The 19948-nt window shown below is 62.4% G+C and carries 20 protein-coding genes; 2 read left to right on the forward strand and 18 right to left on the reverse strand.

Annotated elements, in window-relative coordinates; genetic code table 11:
- Window positions 1–26 precede the first annotated feature (26 nt).
- Genes ACZZZU_RS05800 through gspE form a run of 9 tightly spaced genes read right to left on the reverse strand, consistent with a single transcriptional unit; the run spans window position 27 to window position 7639 of the window.
- Window positions 27–548, reverse strand: a complete 522-nt coding sequence (locus ACZZZU_RS05800) for a type II secretion system protein M (RefSeq protein WP_463550029.1) — start codon at window positions 546–548, stop codon at window positions 27–29.
- A complete protein-coding gene (gene gspL, locus ACZZZU_RS05805) occupies window positions 545–1687 on the reverse strand; it encodes a type II secretion system protein GspL (RefSeq protein ID WP_463550030.1) in 1143 nt (380 codons plus the stop codon). Before gspL ends, ACZZZU_RS05800 begins: the two co-directional genes overlap by 4 nt.
- Entirely contained in the window at window positions 1684–2673 is a 990-nt protein-coding gene (gene gspK / locus ACZZZU_RS05810; protein ID WP_463550031.1) for a type II secretion system minor pseudopilin GspK, read from the reverse strand. The genes gspL and gspK overlap by 4 nt, the downstream gene beginning before the upstream one ends.
- Window positions 2670–3389 (reverse strand): type II secretion system minor pseudopilin GspJ, encoded by a 720-nt coding sequence (gene gspJ / locus ACZZZU_RS05815; RefSeq protein WP_463550032.1) that lies wholly within the window; start codon window positions 3387–3389, stop codon window positions 2670–2672. The genes gspK and gspJ overlap by 4 nt, the downstream gene beginning before the upstream one ends.
- The gene (gene gspI, locus ACZZZU_RS05820; protein WP_463550033.1) at window positions 3386–3790 is read right to left on the reverse strand and encodes a type II secretion system minor pseudopilin GspI; all 405 of its coding nucleotides are present in this window, start codon (window positions 3788–3790) and stop codon (window positions 3386–3388) included. The genes gspJ and gspI overlap by 4 nt, the downstream gene beginning before the upstream one ends.
- A complete protein-coding gene (gene gspH, locus ACZZZU_RS05825; protein WP_463550034.1) occupies window positions 3787–4338 on the reverse strand; it encodes a type II secretion system minor pseudopilin GspH in 552 nt (183 codons plus the stop codon). The genes gspI and gspH overlap by 4 nt, the downstream gene beginning before the upstream one ends.
- The gene (gene gspG, locus ACZZZU_RS05830) at window positions 4335–4778 is read right to left on the reverse strand and encodes a type II secretion system major pseudopilin GspG (protein WP_122497216.1); all 444 of its coding nucleotides are present in this window, start codon (window positions 4776–4778) and stop codon (window positions 4335–4337) included. Before gspG ends, gspH begins: the two co-directional genes overlap by 4 nt.
- Window positions 4779–4798: 20 nt before the next feature.
- A complete protein-coding gene (gene xcpS, locus ACZZZU_RS05835; protein ID WP_463550035.1) occupies window positions 4799–6016 on the reverse strand; it encodes a GspF family T2SS innner membrane protein variant XcpS in 1218 nt (405 codons plus the stop codon).
- A gap of 45 nt (window positions 6017–6061) precedes the next feature.
- A complete protein-coding gene (gene gspE, locus ACZZZU_RS05840; RefSeq protein WP_122497212.1) occupies window positions 6062–7639 on the reverse strand; it encodes a type II secretion system ATPase GspE in 1578 nt (525 codons plus the stop codon).
- 308 nt (window positions 7640–7947) lie between these two features.
- On the opposite strand from gspE, the gene ACZZZU_RS05845 reads away from it, so the two are divergent.
- Together ACZZZU_RS05845 and gspD are read left to right on the forward strand one after the other, a co-directional pair.
- Complete coding sequence (locus ACZZZU_RS05845; protein WP_463550036.1) at window positions 7948–8607, forward strand: type II secretion system protein N; 660 nt, start codon at window positions 7948–7950, stop codon at window positions 8605–8607.
- Window positions 8608–8611: 4 nt separating this feature from the next.
- The gene (gene gspD, locus ACZZZU_RS05850) at window positions 8612–10573 is read left to right on the forward strand and encodes a type II secretion system secretin GspD (RefSeq protein WP_122497208.1); all 1962 of its coding nucleotides are present in this window, start codon (window positions 8612–8614) and stop codon (window positions 10571–10573) included.
- Window positions 10574–10715: 142 nt separating this feature from the next.
- Here gspD and ACZZZU_RS05855 read toward each other — a convergent pair whose 3' ends face one another.
- From ACZZZU_RS05855 to truA, 9 genes are all read right to left on the reverse strand, one after another.
- The gene (locus ACZZZU_RS05855) at window positions 10716–11495 is read right to left on the reverse strand and encodes an SDR family oxidoreductase (RefSeq protein ID WP_463550037.1); all 780 of its coding nucleotides are present in this window, start codon (window positions 11493–11495) and stop codon (window positions 10716–10718) included.
- Between the two features lie 13 nt (window positions 11496–11508).
- A complete protein-coding gene (locus tag ACZZZU_RS05860) occupies window positions 11509–12720 on the reverse strand; it encodes an O-succinylhomoserine sulfhydrylase (protein WP_122497204.1) in 1212 nt (403 codons plus the stop codon).
- Window positions 12721–12784: 64 nt separating this feature from the next.
- A complete protein-coding gene (purF, locus tag ACZZZU_RS05865) occupies window positions 12785–14290 on the reverse strand; it encodes an amidophosphoribosyltransferase (RefSeq protein ID WP_122497202.1) in 1506 nt (501 codons plus the stop codon).
- A 246-nt stretch (window positions 14291–14536) separates the two neighbouring features.
- Complete coding sequence (locus tag ACZZZU_RS05870) at window positions 14537–15088, reverse strand: CvpA family protein (protein WP_122497200.1); 552 nt, start codon at window positions 15086–15088, stop codon at window positions 14537–14539.
- 250 nt (window positions 15089–15338) lie between these two features.
- Window positions 15339–15986, reverse strand: a complete 648-nt coding sequence (locus tag ACZZZU_RS05875) for an SPOR domain-containing protein (RefSeq protein WP_463550038.1) — start codon at window positions 15984–15986, stop codon at window positions 15339–15341.
- Window positions 15970–17289 carry a bifunctional tetrahydrofolate synthase/dihydrofolate synthase gene (folC, locus tag ACZZZU_RS05880; RefSeq protein ID WP_463550039.1) on the reverse strand — a complete coding sequence of 440 codons (1320 nt, stop codon included), beginning with the start codon at window positions 17287–17289 and terminating at the stop codon, window positions 15970–15972. The genes ACZZZU_RS05875 and folC overlap by 17 nt, the downstream gene beginning before the upstream one ends.
- Window positions 17286–18176 carry an acetyl-CoA carboxylase, carboxyltransferase subunit beta gene (gene accD / locus ACZZZU_RS05885; protein WP_122497194.1) on the reverse strand — a complete coding sequence of 297 codons (891 nt, stop codon included), beginning with the start codon at window positions 18174–18176 and terminating at the stop codon, window positions 17286–17288. The genes folC and accD overlap by 4 nt, the downstream gene beginning before the upstream one ends.
- A gap of 238 nt (window positions 18177–18414) precedes the next feature.
- Window positions 18415–19035, reverse strand: coding sequence for a phosphoribosylanthranilate isomerase (locus ACZZZU_RS05890; protein WP_463550040.1), 621 nt, complete (start codon window positions 19033–19035; stop codon window positions 18415–18417).
- Between the two features lie 68 nt (window positions 19036–19103).
- A complete protein-coding gene (truA, locus tag ACZZZU_RS05895) occupies window positions 19104–19925 on the reverse strand; it encodes a tRNA pseudouridine(38-40) synthase TruA (protein WP_463552110.1) in 822 nt (273 codons plus the stop codon).
- Window positions 19926–19948: the final 23 nt, after the last annotated feature.

A 19948-nucleotide genomic window follows, 5' to 3' on the forward strand; every position in this document is an offset into this window, starting at 1 on the left:
GGTTGAGCCGAAGGCAAAGCCCAACGTCATTGCCCAACCCGCAATGTCAACCGCGCTGTCACCAAACCTTCTTCATTGCGGTCCATGCCCGCCTCGTCAATTCGTACGCCCTGCCCTTCAAGCTCCTGGAACCACCGCAGCAGTACGTTGAAGGCCACCGGTTGCAGGTTCACTTGCAAGCTGCCATCACCGGAGCTGTCGAGGCGTTCGATGGTCAGCTGGGCGGCCGCTGCACTGCTGGTGACATACCCTTGCAGCTGTTCCGGCGCCAGGCTGGTGGTGGGTTTTTCCACCAAGGCACGGACTTGCGGGGCTTTGGCTTGCAGGTAGCCGCTCAGTTCCAGTTGCTGCGCCAGCGCTTCACGCGCGTTGTGCAGACGATGTTGGGCCGGTTGCCAGAAGCTGATGTAGAGCAGCGCACCGAGCACGCAGATAACCATCAGCCCGAGCGCCAAACGCTCGCGCGGCGCCAGGGTGGTCCAGCGCCGTTGCAGCGGTGAGCGCTGCCAGCGGTCGAGCAGCTGCATTTTGACTGTGGCGGTATTCATCCCTGCCCTCCTACGACTAACCGGGCGCTGACGCCGTTGTTTTCCCGACTCGCCGAGCCCAGTTGCACGGGCAAACCGGCATCTGCCAGGCGTTGGCGCAGGCGCTCCAGTGCGCTGAAGTCAGGCGCTTGCAGTTGCAGCGCGAGGTCGCCACGGGTGTCGCTGAAGTCCAACTGTTGAACGCGCACCAGACCGCCATCAGCTTGCACAGCGGTGCTGGCCAGGTCCATCAGGGCAAGAAAGCGACTGCCCCCGGCCGTGCGGCCTTGGCTCAGGTGTTCGTCGAGTTGATGACGCAGGTTCACCAGCTTGGTGTCCTGCGGAAACAACTCGCGGTACAGCGCCGCATTGGCGGCGGCGATGGTGTCGCTCTTGTGTTGCAACTGCCAGGCCTGCGCCAGGTTGAAGCCCCATTGCAGCACCAGCCATAACCCCACCAGCCCCAGCACCGGGCGCCAGCGCTTCCAGCCTTGGCTGTCTTCGCGACTGGCCAGCTCGCCTTGGGCCAGGTTGCAGCCGGCCGTTTGGGCCGCGAGCCAGAGGTACACATCCTCTTCGCGCTGGGCGGTTTCGATGCCGTCCGGCAAGGCTTGGGTCGGCGGCGCGATGGCGTGCAAGGGCAACGGGCACTGGTCGGCAATCTGCGGCCAATCATCCTGCGCCACCGCCATACGCGTAGCCAACTGACCGCCCAGCAGCCAGCGCTCGCCGAGCCAGCAAATCTGGGTGCCGACGTCAGGCAGCAAATCGGCATCGACATGAATGCTCACCGGCGCCACCGGGCACGCGGCGAGCCAGCCCTGCAGCCAGGCTGCGCGTACGGCGACAATACGGTGACGCCCGTCCCCGAGCGGTGTGCCGAGGGCCAGGTGAAATTGCTCGACGTCTTCGGCCAGCAATTCCTCCACAGCAAACGGCAAGGCCTGACGCAGCCAGCGCGCTTTCTGCGTGGGCAGCGCTACGGCACAGGCGGTGACAGCCTCGACCGGAATCACCAGGCGCCACGGTTCATCCAGCTCCACCATCGCTTCGGCGAGCAACAGCTGGTCGTGTACGCCCGCGCGGATGCGATGCACTAGCAGGGTTTCGTCGACGGCCACCGCAGCGGCCGCCGGCAGAAAAATCGTTACCAGGCTCATCGTGCCTGCTCCTCATTTGTTGCGGGGGCGGTCGCGCCAATGGCGATCAGCCCGTCTTGTCCAAGGTCGCGCGCCAGTACACGCACGCGCCCCTGTTGATCTCGGTGCATGTTACTCACCACCACTTGCCGGCGATCACCCATTCGCACCTCGCTGATCACTTGAAAATACGCACTACCGACTGCCAAGCCCTGCCCCTCGATTCCCTGCCCGGCCAGGCCGGGCTGGGCGAGAAACGCGTCCACGGAGGCGAAACCTTCCTTGCCGCGCGCCAGCACCACCCCTTGTGCCAGGTCCGGCGTCAAGCCGTCGGCCAGGCACGACAGCACCATGGCGCCAGCCGTGTTGACGTTCAGCGGCGCGTCGCCCGGCAAGACACTCACGTACGGCTGCAACCGGCGGAAGTCGGCCTCGGTCATGCCCAGTAATAACCGTAGCTCGGAGACGTCTTGCAGGCGACGGTTGGCGGCGCGATAGGCCGGCTTGGCAAGCAGATACTGATTGTCTTCGGCGCCTTCGCTGCCGGTGGCTTCCTGGTCCACGTCAAGCCAATCCACCAGGCGTTCGGCATAGGGCGTGGCAATGTCCAGGCGCAGCAGCAGGCGGCGAAAGCGCAGCACCGAGGGTTCGTCGACTTGCTGCTGGCGCACCAGGCTGTTGAGGTTAAAGCGGCCGCTGGGGTCTTCGATGCGCACGCTGAGCACGCCGCCTTCATCCAGCGCAAACGGCTGCATGGGCTTGGCCCAGTTCTCGCCAAGATGATCCACCGACTGACGCGGGTCGCCGCCGCGCGCATCGCGTTTAAGCACGGCCTTGGCCAGCGTCTCGCCGCCCAGCGCGTACTGCCAGGCTTGACGGGTATCGAGCAGATTGGCGCTGCTGCGAATGGCCACATGTTGGCGGGCGATCATGCCGGCGCACACCACAGTGACTACCGCCACGACCAGCAGCACGGTGATCAGCGCCACACCCTGTTGACGCTTCATTCCAGCACCTGCGAATCATCGGGCGCCGGGCTTTGGCCGTCCGGGTTGGCGTCTGGGTTGGCGTTAGGATTATCCGGGTTCTGACCGTCGCCAGGATTGCCTCCAGCGGGCAGGTCGGGCAGGCGCAGCACGCGGCGAATCTGGCCGTAGCGACGGTGTTCGAGCACCAGCTCCAAGGCTTTGGGCAACTGTTCCAGGCGCTCGCTTTCGTTGCCGTCGGCAGGCGGCCAACTGGCTTGCCATTGGCCCAGGCGGTCGAGGTAGCGAAGCGTCATGCGGGTGACGCCGTCGAGCACGGCTTGCACCTGCGGCTGGCTGTCTTGCGCTTGATCGAGCACCGGCCAGTAGCGGCGTTGCAGTTGCTCGCCGCTGAGTTCCCAGCGCACCCGTTGCAAGCGCGACCGACCGGCGCCCATGGGGTTGCGCCAGCCGGTGCGAGTGAATTCCAGAGCAGTGGCGTCGCCGTCTTCACCGCGCAACGCGGCACGTTCATCGCCAAACGGATCGCGCACCGGGCGCGGCACCGCTTGCAACACATCACGCTCGAACGCGGCCATGCCGCGCACCAGTTCGCGCAATTGCTGCTCGTGACTGCGCGTGGCGCTGTCGGCCTGCATCACGCTGCTCAGCATGCGATAGGTCGCCAAGGCCAGCAGCGCAAAGATGGCCACGGCAATCAGCAGCTCCAGCAGGGTAAAGCCTTGCGCGCGTTTCATTGCCCGGCCTCGATGGGCTCGGTGGTGACAAAGCCGACCAGGCTGGCGACGGCGCGGTCTTTAATTTCGCCCCCGCGCCCACGCTCGTCGCGCGCGGCGACCCACACGGTGATGCGGCGCATGGTTGGCTCGCTGGTGTCTTCGACGGTGCTTTGCCATTGCCACTGGCGGTTGGCGAAATCGACCTGGCCCTGCTGATTGCCGATGCTGGGCACGGCGGGGGCCAATTGCATGTCGCTGAGTTGGTTGTCGGCGATCCACATGGCCAGGGTTTTGTCTTCAAGCCGCGCGGCCGTCTGCAAGCTGCGGGCGCTAACGCCCAGAACGCTGGCCGCCACCAACGCAAATATCGCCAGGGCTACCAACACTTCGAGCAAAGTGAAGCCACGGCAGCGGCTCACTTGCCGGCTCCTTTGCCGTCTGCCGCTTCGACTTTTGGCAGGCGAAAACCGTCGGTGGACATCTGCAAGCGCGCGCCTTGGGCACGCTTCTCGGCCAGTTGTAGGCGAAAGGGACTGAGTTCACCGCTGGATAGAATCAGCACTTGCGGGCTGCGCTCGGCGTCTTTGGGTTGGTCTTCTTCAGCGTGTTGGCTGGGAAGTTTCAGCGCGGCACCTTCGAGTTCGACCGTCAGCACGGCATAAGCAGGCAACTGGTGCGGCGCGCGATCCACGGGCTGCCAGCGGTTTTTGCCGGGCTCGTAGCGCAGCACTTGATAGGACGAAGCGTCGAACCACAGGCCGTATTCGCGGTTGTCCAACACGGCCTCATCGGCCAGCACGCCAATCAGCCCGCTAAGCCGCTCGGCCTCGTTGCGCAGCTCGCGCGCCGGGCCGGCGATGCCGGTGCTGAGCACCGCCAGCCCAACCAGGGTGCCCAGAATTACCAGCACCACCAGCAGCTCCACTAACGTGAAACCGGCCAGGGCCTGCGGCCGCTTGAAACTCACTGATCCCAGTTACCGATATCTGCATCGTTGTCGCTGCCGCCTTCTTTGCCATCGGCGCCGAAGGAGTAGAGATCGAACGGGCCTTTGCTGCCCGGCGCCAGGTATTGATACGGGTTGCCCCATGGGTCGACGGGCACGCGTTTGAGGTAGCCGTCAGCGTTCCAGTTTTTCGCTACCGGGTTGCCGCTCGGTTTTTTCACCAGCGCTTCGAGGCCTTGCTGGGTGCTCGGATAGGCGTGATTGTCGAGCTTGTACATGTCCAGCGCGGCGCTAATGCCTTTGACGTCGCCTTTGGCCACAGTGATTTTTGCCTGGTCGGGGCGGCTCATTACCTGGGGCACGATCAGCGCCGCGAGAATGCCGAGAATCACCACCACCACCATGATTTCAATCAGGGTAAAACCGCGCTGGCGTTGCCGTTGTCGCAGCCCGTTTTGCATGACGTTTGCTTGCATCGTGATCACCCCACTAGTTGGTTCAAAGACAGAATTGGAAGAAGAATCGCCAGCACAATGAGCAGCACCACAACGCCCATAAACACCAGCATAAAAGGTTCGAACAGGCCGACCATCAGCGCGATTTGGGCGGCCAGGTCGCCCTCCTGATTGCGCGCGGTGCGGGCCAGCATCTGGTCCAGTTCGCCGGAGCGTTCGCCGCTGGCGATCATGTGCAGCATCATCGGCGGGAACTGTCCGCTGGCTTCCAGCGCGCGGGTCAGGCTGCCGCCCTCGCGGACTTTTTGCGCAGCCAAGACCACGTCGGCGCGAATGACGCGATTGGAAATCACCTGGGCACCAATGCTCAGCGCTTCCACCAGCGGCACGCCGCTGCGCGTGAGAATGGCCAGGGTCGACGCGAAGCGTGCACAGTCGGTGGCACGCACCAATCGGCCCACCAGCGGCAAGCGCAATTGAAAGCCGTGCCAGCGCCGTTTGACGTTGTCATCGCGCAGCGCCCAACGCGTGGTGAAGCCACCGGCAATCACCAGCAGCACAAATAACCAGCCCCAACTTTTCACCGCATCACTGAGGGCGATCAGGCCGCGCGTCAGAGCTGGCAGCGTTTGCCCGGAGTCGATAAACACCCGCACCACATCCGGCACCACGTAGCCGAGCAAGAAGCCGACGATAATCAGCGAGGTGATCATCAGCACCAGCGGGTACAACAACGCTAGCTGTACTTTCTGCCGCGACTGTTGGCGCTGTTCGGTGTAGTCGGCCAATTGTTCGAGCACCGGGCCCAAGTGCCCGGCGTGCTCGCCCGCTGCCACGGTGGCGCGGTACAGGTCGGGGAATGCTGCGGGAAATTCTTTTAGCGCTGCCGCCAGGCTGTGGCCTTCCAGCACCCGCGCCCGCACTGCCAGCAACATCGCCTGCACGCGCGGTGCGGAGGCCTGAGCGGCGGCGGCGCGCAACGCTTCTTCGATAGGCAATGCGGCTTGAATCAGGGTGGCTAACTGGCGCGTGAGCATCGCCAGATCGCGTGCCGACAGCCCGCGCACAAAGGTGAAATGACCGTCGTTGCTCGCCTGCTCACGGGTACGCGTGGCGTTGACTTGCAGCGGCGCCAGTTGCTTTTCGCGCAGCATCTGCCGCACTTGCCGCGCGCTGTCGGCTTCCATCACGCCCTTTTGCTGGCGCCCCGCGTTGTCCAGGGCAAGGTATTCGAACGCTGCCATCAGAATGTGCCCGGTTGGGTGACGGTCAGAGCGCGGGCGACGGACTTAACGGTCTTCACGTCGCTCGCCCCTACGTTGGTGTTGATTCGGTGAGCTGGCAGATAGTTCGCGTCGTTGCGCAGCGGTGGTCGGCGCTTCGTCTTCGCGCGTCACGCGCAGCACTTCTTCCAGGCTGGTGACGCCCTGCATCACTTTGCGCCGGCCATCATCGCGGATGCTCGGGCCGTTGCCGCGTGCATGACGGGTCATCTCCTGCTCACCGGCGCCGCTGTGGACCAGCGTGCGCATGTGGTCATCGAACACCACCAACTCATAAATACCGGTGCGCCCGCGATAGCCCTGCTGCTTGCATTCCGGGCAGCCGCGCGGGTGATGAATGACCGGCGTTTCGCCGCTGCGCACGCCCAGCACCTGGGCTTCGGCTTCAGTGACTGGCAGGCCTTCTTTGCAGTGCGGACAGAGCACACGAACCAGGCGCTGGGCCAACACACCGAGCAGCGAGGACGACAACAGAAACGGTTCAACGCCCATATCGACCAAGCGCGTTACGGCGCCAATCGCGCTGTTGGTGTGCAAGGTCGAGAGCACCAAGTGGCCGGTGAGCGAGGCCTGCACGGCAATTTGCGCGGTTTCAGCGTCGCGAATTTCGCCGACCATGACCACGTCCGGGTCTTGCCGAAGAATGGCGCGCAGGCCGCGGGCAAAGGTCATGTCGACCTTGGTGTTGACCTGCGTTTGGCCGATGCCTTCAAGGTGATATTCGATGGGGTCTTCGACGGTAAGAATGTTGCGCGTGCGGTCGTTGAGGCTGACCAGGCTGGCGTACAAGGTGGTGGTTTTCCCCGAGCCCGTGGGGCCGGTGACGAGGATGATGCCGTGCGGTTTGCGCACGCTGCTTTCCATTAGTTGGCAGTCGCGGCTGGACATGCCCAAGTGCTGCAAACTCAAGCGCCCCGCTTGTTTGTCGAGCAGCCGCAACACCACGCGCTCACCGTTGGCCGAGGGCAACGTCGACACCCGCACGTCCACTTCCCGCCCGCCCACGCGCAAGGAAATACGACCGTCCTGTGGCACACGTTTTTCGGCGATATCCAGGCGCGCCATCACCTTGATACGAGACACCAGCAACGCCGCCAACTCACGTTTGGGCTCCAGCACTTCGCGCAGCACGCCGTCGACGCGAAAGCGCACGACCAAGCGTTTTTCAAAGGTTTCGAGGTGAATATCGGAGGCGTTTTCCTTGATCGATTCGCCAAGAATGGCGTTGATCAAACGAATGATCGGTGCGTCGTCTTCCTGCTCCATCAAGTCTTCGGTTTCGGGCACCTGATCGGCCAGCGCAGCCAGGTCGAGCCGCCCGCCGATGTCTTCAGCCAGTTGCATGGACGCAGAATCATGCTGATAGGCCGCCGCCATGGCCTGATCGAAATCGGTCGGGCTGAGCGCTCGCAGCGGCAAGCGGCGGCCGACAAACCGTTGCGCTTCGGCCAGCGCGACCATCTCCACAGCCGGCCGAAAGCCCAGGCACACCTGGTCTTTATCGAGCATCAACACCACGCCATTACGCTTGGCGTAACTGAACGGTAAACGGCGTGACACGGTTTCCACCGGAGAAACGTTCATCTGTAATCCGACCTTGGCATTGTGGAAGGGGCTGCTGTTCAGCGCCCATGTTCAAGATTAAGGATGACGATCATTCGCCATGCTGCTGTTTTTTTATCGATTTTTAGACGAGGCGACTCGTAGAGTGTGCAACGGCGGCTATCTTTACCACACTGCCGAAAAAACACATCGCCCCGCCATATAAAACAGAATAGGACTACGGCGCGAAGTGGATGCGTAAAAACACTTGGCTGCTCTATGATCGGCCGCCAGCAAATCCGACAGTGCGAGAAACGTCTTTGACCGTGCCCGAAACCCTCCGCAGGCTGATGCACAATGCCCCGACATTGCTGGGCGTGTTGTTGATCCTGTTGATCAGTTTGAGTTTCGCCACGCAAACCATCGAATGGCTCCAACTCAACCGCACCCAAGTAAGCGTGCAGACCGATGAGGCCAGCGAGCTGTCCAGCGCACCGGCCCTGGACAGTATAGAAACCCTCTTCGGCCCCGCCCGCGTCACACAAACTACCGCGCCCCCCGCCACCAGCCTGCGCCTGACCTTGCGCGGCAGCTTTGTGCACAGCGATGCGCGCAGCTCTAGCGCCATCATCCAACGGGAAAACGCCAAGCCGCTGCGCTTCGGCGTAGGTTCCGAAATCGACAAAGGCATCCGCCTGCATGCGGTGTACCGCGATCGCGTCGAAATCGAGCGCAACGGCCGCCTGGAAACGCTGATGTTCAACAAGAACAAAAACGCCCCGGCCAGCCGCCCGCTTCCCAGCAGCTACGACGCCGTGGACGCACTGTCCACGCTGCAACAGCAAGATGAACAGCAGCTGCGAGAGCGCATGGAAGCCTTGCGTCAACAGATGGAAAGCGCTGGCGGCCAGGACGAACCCGATCAGGAGCCGGTGAACGAACCCGAGCCCCCTGCCGCGCCGCGCTCAACCGAACCCCTCCCTACCGACCCGCCTACGGAAAGCGATTAAGCCGATGCCATTGACTCTTTCACGCTTGACCCTGGCCCTGTTCGCTTGCGGTCTGCTTAGCATCAGCGCCACGGCTGGCGCCGCGATAACACCGGCGAACGGCACGGCCGACGATGAACAGCAGCAGAACGAGGAACGCTGGACGATCAACCTCAAGGACGCCGACATCGCTGAGTTCGTCGACCAGATCGCTGACATCACCGGGCAAACCTTTGTGGTCGATCCGCGCGTCAAAGGCCAGGTCAACGTGGTGTCCAAAGCGCCGCTGAATCTCAGCGAGGTGTACCAGCTGTTCCTCTCGGTAATGGCCACCCACGGTTTTAGCGTGATTACCCAGGGCGACCAGGCGCGCATCGTGCCGAACGCCGAAGCCAAGGCCGATGCCGACACCGGTCGCGCTGCGCCGGATCGCCTGGAGACGCGACTGATTCAGGTGCAGCACGGCAACGTCGCCGAGTTGATTCCACTGATTCGCCCGCTCGTTCCGCAATATGGCCACCTGGCAGCGGTGACCTCGGCCAACGCCCTGATCATCAGCGACCGCAGCGCCAACATCACGCGCATCGAAGACCTGATTCATCAGCTGGATCAGAAGAGCAACAACGACTACAGCGTGGTCAACCTGCAATACGCCTGGGTCACCGATGCCGCCGAAGCGCTCAATGCCAGCGTGGCGCACGGGCAGGCCAAGGGGGCCGCCGGTACGCAGGTGATTGCCGACACGCGCACCAACCGCCTGATTCTCATCGGCCCGCCCGCCGCCCGCGCGCGAATGGTCGGTCTGGCGAAATCCCTCGACACGCCCAGCAGCCGCTCTGCCAATACCCGCGTTATTCGGCTGCGGCATAACGATGCCAAAGCATTGGCCACCGTGCTGGGCGAGATTTCCGAAGGTATTAAAAACCCGGCTGGCGGCGGCACTGCCGAAGCCGGAGCGGGCAAGCCGCAGAACATTCTGATTCGCGCCGACGAGAGCCTGAACGCCCTGGTATTGCTGGCAGAGCCAGACACCGTGGCCATGCTCGAAGACATCGTGCACCAGCTCGACGTACCGCGCGCGCAGGTAATGGTGGAAGCAGCGATTGTCGAGATTTCCGGCGACATTACCGACGCGCTCGGCGTGCAGTGGGCTGTGGATGCACGGGGCGGTACCGGTGGCGTCGGCGGCGTCAACTTCGGCAATACCGGGCTTTCTGTCGGTTCCGTGCTGCAAGCCATCCAGGATGACACCGTGCCGGACACCCTGCCCGACGGCGCCATTATCGGAATTGGCAGCAAGAACTTCGGCGCGCTGATAACGGCGTTGTCGGCCAACAGCAAAAGCAACCTGCTCTCCACGCCAAGCCTGTTGACGCTCGACAACCAGAAAGCCGAGATTCTGGTGGGGCAAAACGTGCCCTTCCAAACCGGCTCGTACACCACCGCTACCGACGGCGCGAGCAATCCGTTCACGACCATCGAACGCAAAGATATCGGCGTCACCCTCAAGGTCACCCCGCACATTAACGACGGCGCCTCGCTGCGGCTGGAGATCGAACAGGAGATTTCCTCGATTGCCCCCAGCGCCACGCTGTCTGCGCAGGCGGTGGATTTGATCACCAACAAACGCTCGATCAAAAGCACCATCCTCGCCGAAGACGGCCAGGTCATTGTGCTCGGCGGCCTGATTCAGGACGACGTGACCATGACGGATTCGAAAGTGCCGCTGTTAGGCGATATCCCATGGCTGGGCCGACTGTTTCGCTCAACCAAAGAGGCCCATACCAAGCGCAATTTGATGGTCTTCCTCAGACCGAGCGTCGTGCGTGATGGCGCGGGTTTGGCAGCGCTTTCGGGCAAGAAGTACAGCGACATTCGCGTATTAGGCGGCGCGGCGGATAGCGCACGGCCGAGCATTTTGCCGCAGAAGCCAGGGCAGCTGTTTGATGGTCAGGGCGATTCGGCGATTGATCTGCGGCCGCAGTAAACAGGCGCGTTCGTTGTCGTCTGGGAAACCCCATCGCGGCTGAAGCCGCTCCCACAGGCTACGCAAATTCCTGTAGGAGCGGCTTTAGCCGCGATGCTTTTCCAATAGGCGAGGTTGAAGCCACCAGCGTTAGCGACAGACGTTACTCGACGTAAATCATCTTGCACGTCATCCCGCCATCCACCACAAACTCTTGCCCAGTCACAAACCCGGCGCTCGCCGACAGCAGCCACGCCACTTGCGCGGCCACATCTTCAACCGTGCCTACGCGGCCAGCGGGATGTTGGTCGTGGTCGGCGTCGGTCAGTGGCGCGGCGCGGCGTTCGCTGGGGTCGCGGGCGTCGATCCAGCCTGGGCTGACGGCGTTGACGCGGATGTCCGGCCCCAGGCTGATTGCCAGCGCGCGAGTGAGTGCCAGCAGCCCGCCTTTGCTCGCCGAATAGGCTTCGGTGTCGGCTTCAGCTTGATGGGCACGGGTGGAAGTGATGTTAACGATGGCGCCGTAATGCGCGCGCAGGTAAGGCGCGCAGTGTTTGGCCAGCAGCAACGGGCCCGTCAGGTTGACGGCCAGCACGCGATTCCACTGAGCCAGCTCAAGGCTGTCCAGCGGCGCGTTGTACGGGTCGGCGATACCGGCGTTGTTGACCAGCGCATCGAGCCGGCCGAATTGGCCCAGCACCTGCGCAACGCCTTCAACCACTTGGCTTTCCTGGCTGACGTCCATCGCCACAAACCAGGCGTTATCGCCAAGCGCTTTGGCGACCTTGGCGCCGCGTTCACGCTCAGTATCGGCCAGCACCACTTGCCAGCCTTCCGCGATCAGCCAGGCGGCGATGCCCAGGCCAATGCCACGAGCGGCGCCGGTGACCAACGCGACTTTGCCGTTGCTGGCTAGCGGGCGCTCCACTTCCAACTCGACCATCAGCGACGCCCGATCACAGCGCCGCGAGGCCCCGGGCCAGATCGGCCTGGATGTCGTCGACTTCTTCGAGGCCAACGGCCACGCGGATCAAGCTGTCGCGGATGCCCGCTGCAGCGCGTTCTTCGGGCGTCAAACGACCGTGGGACGTGGTGCTCGGGTGGGTGATGGTGGATTTGCTGTCGCCCAAGTTGGCGGTAATCGAGAGCAAACGCGTGGCGTCGATAAAGCGCCAGGCGCCCTCTTTGCCGCCTTTCACTTCAAAGCTCACTACGGCGCCAAACGCACGTTGCTGACGCTTGGCCAGTTCGTGTTGCGGATGGCTCGGCAAGCCGGCGTAGTGAACCTTCTCGATGCCCGGCTGCTGCTCCAACCACTGAGCCAAGTGCAGCGCACTGGCGCAATGGGCTTGCATGCGGATGCGCAGGGTTTCCAAGCCTTTGAGGAACACCCAAGCGTTGAACGGGCTCATGGTCGGGCCAACGGTGCGCACGAAGCCCACCAGTTCGGCCATCAGCTTGGCACTGCCGGCCACCACGCCGCCCAGGCAACGACCCTGGCCGTCGATAAATTTGGTAGCCGAATGCACCACCACGTCGGCGCCGAGCGCCAGTGGCTTTTGCAGCACCGGCGTGCAGAAGCAGTTATCGACCACCAGTTTCGCGCCGTGGGCATGAGCCACTTCGGCCAACGCGGCGATGTCCACCAGCTCGGCCAACGGGTTGGAGGGTGATTCGACAAAGAACATTTTGGTGTTGGGCTTGCAGGCTTCGCCCCACCCGGCGACGTTGGTCAGCTCGACATAGTCGACCTGCACACCGAAGCGTTTCAGGTATTTCTCGAACAGGCTGATGGTCGAACCAAACACGCTGCGCGAGACCAGCACGTGGTCGCCGGCGCTGCAAAACGCCATGACCACACCCATGATCGCCGACATCCCAGACGCCGTTGCGACCGCCTGCTCCGCCCCTTCCAGCGCGGCGAGGCGCTCTTCGAAGGTGCGTACGGTGGGGTTGGTGTAACGCGAATAGACGTTGCCCGGCACTTCGCCGGAAAAACGCGCAGCGGCGTCGGCGGCAGTGCGGAACACGTAGCTGGAGGTGAAGAACATCGCCTCGCCATGCTCGCCTTCAGGGGTACGGTGTTGCCCGGCCCGTACCGCCAGGGTGTCGAAGCCTACGCCTTCGAGGTCACTGTCCAGCCGACCCGCATCCCATTCCTGCGTCATGCCCGTTCTCCATCAATTCTTCAGCACTAAAACGTTCAGCCCGCTTTCGCGGGCTGGGGGGTTATCAATTGTTGTACAGGTCGATGATGGCGCTGACCACGTTGGTCTTGAGCTTCGACGAGTCGTTGCGCGCCTGTTCGATTTTGTTCAGGTACGCCTCGTTGACGTCGCCGGTGACGTACTTGCCATCAAACACCGCGCAATCGAACTGGTCGATTTTCACCTTGCCGCCGCCTACCGCGTCGATCAGGTCGCTGAGGTCCTGATACACCAGCCAGTCGGCGCCGATCAGTTCAGCCACTTCCTCGGTGGTGCGGTTGTGGGCGATCAGTTCGTGGGCGCTCGGCATGTCGATGCCGTACACGTTCGGGTAACGCACCGCCGGCGCTGCCGAGCAGAAGTACACGTTCTTCGCCCCGGCTTCGCGGGCCATCTGAATGATCTGCTTGCAGGTGGTGCCGCGCACGATGGAGTCGTCGACCAGCATCACGTTCTTGCCGCGGAATTCCAGCTCGATGGCGTTGAGCTTCTGGCGGACCGATTTCTTGCGCGCCGCCTGGCCCGGCATGATGAAGGTGCGGCCGATGTAACGGTTTTTAACGAAGCCTTCGCGGAATTTCACGCCCAGGTGGTTCGCCAGTTCCAGCGCGGAGGTGCGGCTGGTGTCCGGGATCGGGATAACCACATCGATGTCGTGATCCGGGCGCTCGCGCAGAATTTTATCGGCCAGTTTCTCGCCCATGCGCAGGCGGGCTTTGTAGACCGAAATGCCGTCCATGATCGAGTCCGGACGCGCCAAGTACACGTGCTCAAAAATGCACGGGGCGTATTTCGGGTTGGTCGCGCATTGGCGGGTAGAGATCTTGCCTTCTTCGGTGATGTACACCGCTTCGCCCGGCGCCAGGTCGCGGATCAGGGTGAAGCCGAGCACGTCGAGCGACACGCTTTCCGAAGCGATCATGTATTCCACGCCTTCGTCGGTGTGACGTTGGCCAAATACGATCGGACGAATGCCGTTAGGGTCGCGGAAACCGACGATGCCGTAGCCAGTGACCATGGCCACCACGGCGTAACCGCCGGTGCAGCGCTTGTGCACGTCGGTGACGGCGGCGAACACGTCGTCTTCGGTCGGCTGCAACTTGCCGCGAACGGCCAGCTCGTGAGCGAACACGTTGAGCAGCACTTCGGAGTCGGAGCTGGTGTTGACGTGGCGAAGATCAGACTCGTAGATCTCCTTGGCCAGCTGCTCGACGTTGGTCAAGTTGCCGTTGTGCGCCAGGGTGATGCCGTAGGGCGAGTTGACGTAGAAAGGCTGCGCTTCAGCAGACGTGGAACTGCCCGCTGTCGGATAACGCACGTGACCGATGCCCATGTGCCCGACCAGGCGCTGCATATGGCGCTGGTGGAACACATCGCGCACCAGTCCGTTGTCTTTGCGCAGATACAACCGGCCGTCATGGCTGGTCACGATACCGGCAGCGTCCTGGCCGCGATGTTGGAGCACGGTAAGCGCGTCATACAGCGCTTGATTGACGTTTGACTTACCGACGATACCCACGATGCCACACATGCGACCAACCCCTTTGAAGTGGGAAACTACTGCGCTCGGCTAGGCTTCGTTGAAAACAGGATTCAAAAATGCTCATTGGCTAGAGCCAACTCCGCTTTTTTCACCTGCTTTCGCCTCGCCTAACCTTCGCTCGCTACGTTTCTGAACTACTGCGCTCGGCTAGGCATTAGAAAACACGCCCAACCTTCGCTCGCTACGTTTCTGAATTACCGCGACTGCTTACTTCGTTACCGCCACTGCTAACTTCTACAACGGCTTGGGCGCCAGAACATCCTTAAACGACAGTTCTGCCGGCCCACTCACACCGCTGGCCAGCCATTGACTGGCCAGGGTAAGAATCATGTTTTTCGACCAGTCCGCCACGATCAGAAAGTGCGGCACCAGCGATGACTCTTTCCACCAGGCGTCCTGAGTAACAGGCGCCAGGCTCAATAATCCAACCAGCAACACCACCAGCAAACCGCCCCGAGCGGCACCGAACACCATGCCTAGCACGCGGTCAGTGCCCGATAGTCCGGTAACGCGAACCAGCTCGCCAATAAGAAAATTAAATAGGGCACCCACTAATAATGTGGCCACGAAAAGAATGGCGCAGCCGGCGATAACGCGGGCTGATGGGGTGTCGATGTAATCCACGAGGTGCTGGGAAAGCGCGCCGCCGAACATCCAGGCAACGACTCCAGCAATGATCCAAGTTACCAGCGACAGCGCTTCTTTGACGAAGCCGCGTTTCAAGCTGATCAAACTGGAAATTGCGATAACGGCGATGATCGCCCAATCGACCCAGGTAAATGGCACGTTACAGGCCTACCGACGGAAGAGGCGCGGGATTTTAGCAGAGCGTTCGGCAAGGAGTAAGCCGGGATTTATCGAACACCGATTAATTCCCTGCCACTGGGCGAAAATGCTGATGGCGCGTTGGGCTTCGCTGTGCTCAAAGAGCGCGGACCGACCAAACCTAACGGCTGAAAGCGTCGCGGCAAAGATGCTCCCAAGAATCGTACATTCCTGTGGGAGCGGCTTCAGCCGCGATGCTCTTACCGGCCCATCAGCTACTTTCCGGCTGAAAGCGCACCACAAAGCCTTTGAGTTTTTGCTGCTTGGTCAACTGATCACGCAGGCGATCCGCCTCGGCGCGTTCAATCAGCGGCCCGACAAATACCCGATTCATGCCTTCAGCGCTGCGAATGTAGGCGTTATAGCCCTGACTACGCAGCGTTTTCTGCAGGCTTTCGGCACTGGCGCGGTTGGACAGGCTGGCCAGTTGAATCGACCAACTGATCGGCAAGCTGTTGGCGTCCAGACGGTTCTGCGTCGCTGGCGCTGCCGCTGGCGCAGCGGGCGTGGCGCTGGCAGTGGCCGGCGGTTTGCTGGCTGGCGGTGCGGGAGGCGCCGGAGCGATAGGCGTGGTCGGCGGTGGCAAAGCGCTAGGCGTGGTCGGAAGCGGGGCCGGCGTAGTTGCCACCTGCTCGACCGGCACGGGCTCTTCGGGCAGCAGTTCTGGCTCTGGAACCGACACCGGCTCTTGCGCCACTTCCGGCATGGCCGGGGCTTGCGGCATGGCCGGGGCGTCGACCACCACGTGACGGGATTCATCCTGGCGCGACAGCAGCATCGGCAAGAAGATGATCGCCAGGGCAATCAGCACCAAGGCGCCGACGATCCGCTGCTTCAATCCTTTATCCAGCAAAGCCATTCCCCACTTCTCCCATGGCATGGCGGGCCAGCCATTCCAGGGCCTCGGCCACGCAGTAAAAAGAACCAAACAACAGAATTTCGTCTTCTGCCGTCGCCTGCTGCAGTTGCGCTTCCAAGGCGGCGGCGATGTCGCCATACGCTTGAGCGCTTGCGCCCAGGTTCAGCAGCGCGGCCTGCAACTCGGCGGCGGGCCGACTGCGCGGCGTTGGCAGCGGCGCCACGGCCCAAGTCGTCACTTGTGTGAGCAACGGAGCGAGCACGCCGGGTAAATCTTTATCGGCCAACAAACCGAACACCGCCAGGCGCTTGCCCGCCACCGGGCGATCTGCCAGGCGCTGCGCCAAATACTCGGCGGCGTGGGGATTATGCCCAACATCCAGCAACAGCGTGAGTGCCTTGCCATGCCAATTTATTGCGCGGCGATCAAGGCGACCGGTCACCCGCGTGCGTTGCAGCGCCGTGACCAATTGGTCAGGCTGCCAAGGCAGGTCGAGCATGGCGTAGGCCTGCAATGCCAGCGCGGCGTTTTCCATGGGCAGATCGAGCAGCGGCAGGTCATGCAGGCTCAGCGGCTCGCCGGCGGCGTTGAAGCCACGCCAGTGCCAGCTGTGCTCGCCGAAGGCGAGGTCGTAATCGGGGCCGCGCAGCAGCAATGGGCAAGGAAGCGAGTTGGCCTTTTCACGAATCGGCGCTGGCGGTTTGAGGTCGCCGCAAATAGCCGGTACGCCAGTGCGGAAAATGCCGGCCTTCTCGAATGCCACCGACTCACGGGTGTCACCCAGGTAGTCCGCGTGGTCGAGACCAATGCTGGTGATCAGCGCCAGGTCCGGATCGATCAGGTTGACCGTATCCAATCGCCCGCCCAGCCCTACTTCCAATACCGCCGCATCCAGGCCGCTGCGCTGGAACAACCAGAACGCGGCCAGGGTGCCAACTTCGAAATAGGTCAGGGAGGTTTCGCCACGGGCCGCTTCAACGGCGGCGAAGGCTTCGCAGAGTTCGGCGTCAGTGGCTTCCACTCCCGCCACTTGCACGCGTTCGTTGTAACGCAGCAGGTGGGGCGAGCTGTAGACGCCCACTTTCAGCCCCTGCTCGGCAAGCAGCGAGGCGAGAAAGGCGCAGGTTGAGCCTTTGCCATTGGTGCCGGTCACGGTGATGACTTTCGCCGCCGGCCGCCCCAGAGCGAGGCGGCTGGCCACCTCGCGGGTGCGGTCCAGGCCCATGTCGATGGCCACCGGGTGCAACTGCTCCAGATAGCTCAACCATTCAGCCAGGTTGCGCTGCACCGTGGGCTGGGTCATGCGCTGATAGGCGCAGGGATGGCGACCGGGGTCGGAAGGTTCTGCATTTGCGCCAGCAAACGGGCGAGACGAGGACGCAATTCCTGACGGGAAATGATCATGTCGATGGCGCCGTGGGCCAGCAGGAATTCGCTGCGCTGGAAGCCTTCCGGCAGCTTTTCACGCACGGTTTGCTCGATCACTCGCGGGCCAGCGAAACCGATCAGCGCTTTGGGCTCAGCGACAATTACGTCACCCAACATGGCCAAGCTGGCCGAAACGCCGCCGTACACCGGGTCGGTCAGCACAGAAATAAACGGCACGCCCTCTTCGCGCAGGCGGGCCAATACGGCCGACGTCTTGGCCATTTGCATCAGCGAGATCAGCGCTTCCTGCATACGCGCACCACCGGAAGCGGCGAAGCACACCAGCGGGCAACGCTCTTTCAGCGCGACGTTGGCGGCCTGAACAAAACGCTCGCCGACGATGGCGCCCATCGAGCCGCCCATAAAGGCGAACTCAAAGGCGCAGGCCACGACCGGCAAGTCTTGCAGGGTGCCGCGCATGGCGATCAGCGCGTCTTTCTCGCCGGTCTGCTTTTGCGCGGCGGTGAGGCGGTCTTTGTACTTTTTGCTGTCACGGAATTTCAGGCGATCAACCGGCTCGAGATCAGCGGCGATTTCTTCGCGGCCCTCGGGGTCGAGGAAGATGTCCAGACGAGCGCGGGCATCGATGCGCATGTGGTGGTTGCACTTGGGGCAAACATCCAGGGTTTTCTCCAGCTCAGGACGGTAAAGCACCGCTTCGCAGGATGGGCATTTGTGCCACAAGCCCTCGGGGACAGAGCTCTTTTTCACCTCGGAACGCATGATCGATGGGATCAGCTTATCTACCAGCCAGTTACTCATGCACTCATTCTCCAAAGCTGTTGGCCTGTACAGGCGGCGTTTACGGCTGCCTGTCGCAAAGCAAAAAATTCAGGTTGGCGGTCCGGTCGATCACATCAAGTACCGCCTCGGACCCGCTGATGCCGCTCATTGCCGTATGGGTTTAACCGCAACGAACCGGCGAAGTTCACGCGCCTTGCGCAGCGACAGGGTTATGGACGGCACGCGATGGCCAGCCGTCACATGCCTGGCGGGCGTTTCACGCCCCCTTTACGGCGCGGATAAACGCCTGCACTTTCGACGTACTTTTAATGCCTTTGCTCTGCTCTACCCCGCCGCTTACATCCACGGCATACGGTTGCACTTGTTCAATCGCGGCGCGCACATTCTCAGGCGTCAGCCCACCGGCCAGGATAATCGGCTTGCTCGCCTGCTTTGGCACCAACGCCCAATCAAACGCTTCACCGGTGCCACCCGGGATGCCGGCGACAAAAGTGTCCAGCAGAATGCCTGAAGCCTCGGGGTAGCGCGCGATCATTGACGCAACGTCATCGCCGGTACGCACCCGCAGGGCTTTGACATACGGGCGGCCATAACCGGCGCAATCGGCTGCCGTTTCGTCGCCATGGAATTGCAGAAGGTCCAGCGGCACCTGTTGCAGCAAGGCTTCCAACTCAGTGCGCGGCATATCAACGAATAGCCCGACCGTGGTCACGAATGGCGGCAGCGCGGCGATGATGGCGGCGGCTCGCTCTGCCGTCATCGCCCGCGGGCTGTTGGCGAAGAACACGAAACCCAACGCGTCGGCGCCCGCCTCGATGGCCGCGAGTGCGTCTTCAAGGCGGGTGATGCCACAGATTTTGCTACGAACGACGGACACGGCAGACACCTGAATAACCGGCTGTTGAACACAAGGCCTGGAATGGTAGCAAAGGCAATCGGCAGGCGTCAGCCAAGGTCCGGCAGACCCGAGAGGAAATGCGGCCCGATATAGCGCTCCGGCAACACAAACTCCGCGGGGTATTCGACCTGCACCAGGTACAAGCCAAACGGATGCGCCGTCACCCCGCCGGTGCGGCGAATACGCGACTCCAGCACCTCTTTCATCCACTCAACCGGCCGCTCGCCCGCGCCAATGGTCATCAGCACGCCGGCAATGTTGCGCACCATGTGGTGCAGAAAGGCGTTGGCGCGCAGGTCCAGCACAATCATTTTGCCGTGCTGCGTCACACGAAGGTGGTGCATCTTTTTAATCGGCGATTTCGCTTGGCATTGGCCGGCGCGGAAGGCGCTGAAGTCATGCTCACCGACCAAATACTGAGCCGCTTCGCGCATGCGCTCGATGTTCAGCGGCCGGTGGTTCCAGGTGATCTCCTCACCCAAATGCGCCGGTCGGATCTGGTCGTTGTAAATGACGTAGCGGTAGCGCCGGGCGATGGCTTTGAAGCGGGCGTGAAAGTGCGCCGGCATCACCTTGGCCCACGTCACGCTGATGTCATGGGGCAAGTTGATATTGGCGCCCATCACCCAGGCTTTGAGGCTGCGCTCGGCTTGGGTGTCGAAGTGCACGACCTGCCCGCAGGCGTGAACACCAGCGTCGGTGCGGCCCGCACACAGCAGCGTGACCGGCGAATCGGCGACCCGCGACAGGGCTTTTTCCAGTTCTTCCTGGACAGTCGCCACACCCGAGGCCTGGCGCTGCCAGCCACGGTAACGGGAGCCTTTGTACTCAACGCCAAGGGCAATTCTGGAAAAGCCAACGGCGGCCATTTCGGCCGCCGCTGTGGGTATTG

The sequence above is a fragment of the Pseudomonas sp. AC136 genome, from assembly GCF_979258585.1.

Bases quoted from the DNA above. Each gene is read 5' to 3' on its own strand.
- ACZZZU_RS05845 (WP_463550036.1), top strand. From the start codon at position 7,948: ATGCACAATGCCCCGACATTGCTGGGCGTGTTGTTGATCCTGTTGATC.
- xcpS (WP_463550035.1), bottom strand. From the start codon at position 6,016: ATGGCAGCGTTCGAATACCTTGCCCTGGACAACGCGGGGCGCCAGCAA.
- purF (WP_122497202.1), bottom strand. From the start codon at position 14,290: ATGTGTGGCATCGTGGGTATCGTCGGTAAGTCAAACGTCAATCAAGCG.
- folC (WP_463550039.1), bottom strand. From the start codon at position 17,289: ATGACCCAGCCCACGGTGCAGCGCAACCTGGCTGAATGGTTGAGCTAT.
- gspE (WP_122497212.1), bottom strand. From the start codon at position 7,639: ATGAACGTTTCTCCGGTGGAAACCGTGTCACGCCGTTTACCGTTCAGT.
- gspL (WP_463550030.1), bottom strand. From the start codon at position 1,687: ATGAGCCTGGTAACGATTTTTCTGCCGGCGGCCGCTGCGGTGGCCGTC.
- ACZZZU_RS05855 (WP_463550037.1), bottom strand. From the start codon at position 11,495: ATGGTCGAGTTGGAAGTGGAGCGCCCGCTAGCCAGCAACGGCAAAGTC.
- accD (WP_122497194.1), bottom strand. From the start codon at position 18,176: ATGAGTAACTGGCTGGTAGATAAGCTGATCCCATCGATCATGCGTTCC.
- gspD (WP_122497208.1), top strand. From the start codon at position 8,612: ATGCCATTGACTCTTTCACGCTTGACCCTGGCCCTGTTCGCTTGCGGT.
- gspG (WP_122497216.1), bottom strand. From the start codon at position 4,778: ATGCAAAACGGGCTGCGACAACGGCAACGCCAGCGCGGTTTTACCCTG.
- ACZZZU_RS05875 (WP_463550038.1), bottom strand. From the start codon at position 15,986: ATGGCTTTGCTGGATAAAGGATTGAAGCAGCGGATCGTCGGCGCCTTG.
- gspJ (WP_463550032.1), bottom strand. From the start codon at position 3,389: ATGAAACGCGCGCAAGGCTTTACCCTGCTGGAGCTGCTGATTGCCGTG.
- truA (WP_463552110.1), bottom strand. From the start codon at position 19,925: ATGGCCGCCGTTGGCTTTTCCAGAATTGCCCTTGGCGTTGAGTACAAA.
- ACZZZU_RS05860 (WP_122497204.1), bottom strand. From the start codon at position 12,720: ATGACGCAGGAATGGGATGCGGGTCGGCTGGACAGTGACCTCGAAGGC.
- ACZZZU_RS05800 (WP_463550029.1), bottom strand. From the start codon at position 548: ATGAATACCGCCACAGTCAAAATGCAGCTGCTCGACCGCTGGCAGCGC.
- gspK (WP_463550031.1), bottom strand. From the start codon at position 2,673: ATGAAGCGTCAACAGGGTGTGGCGCTGATCACCGTGCTGCTGGTCGTG.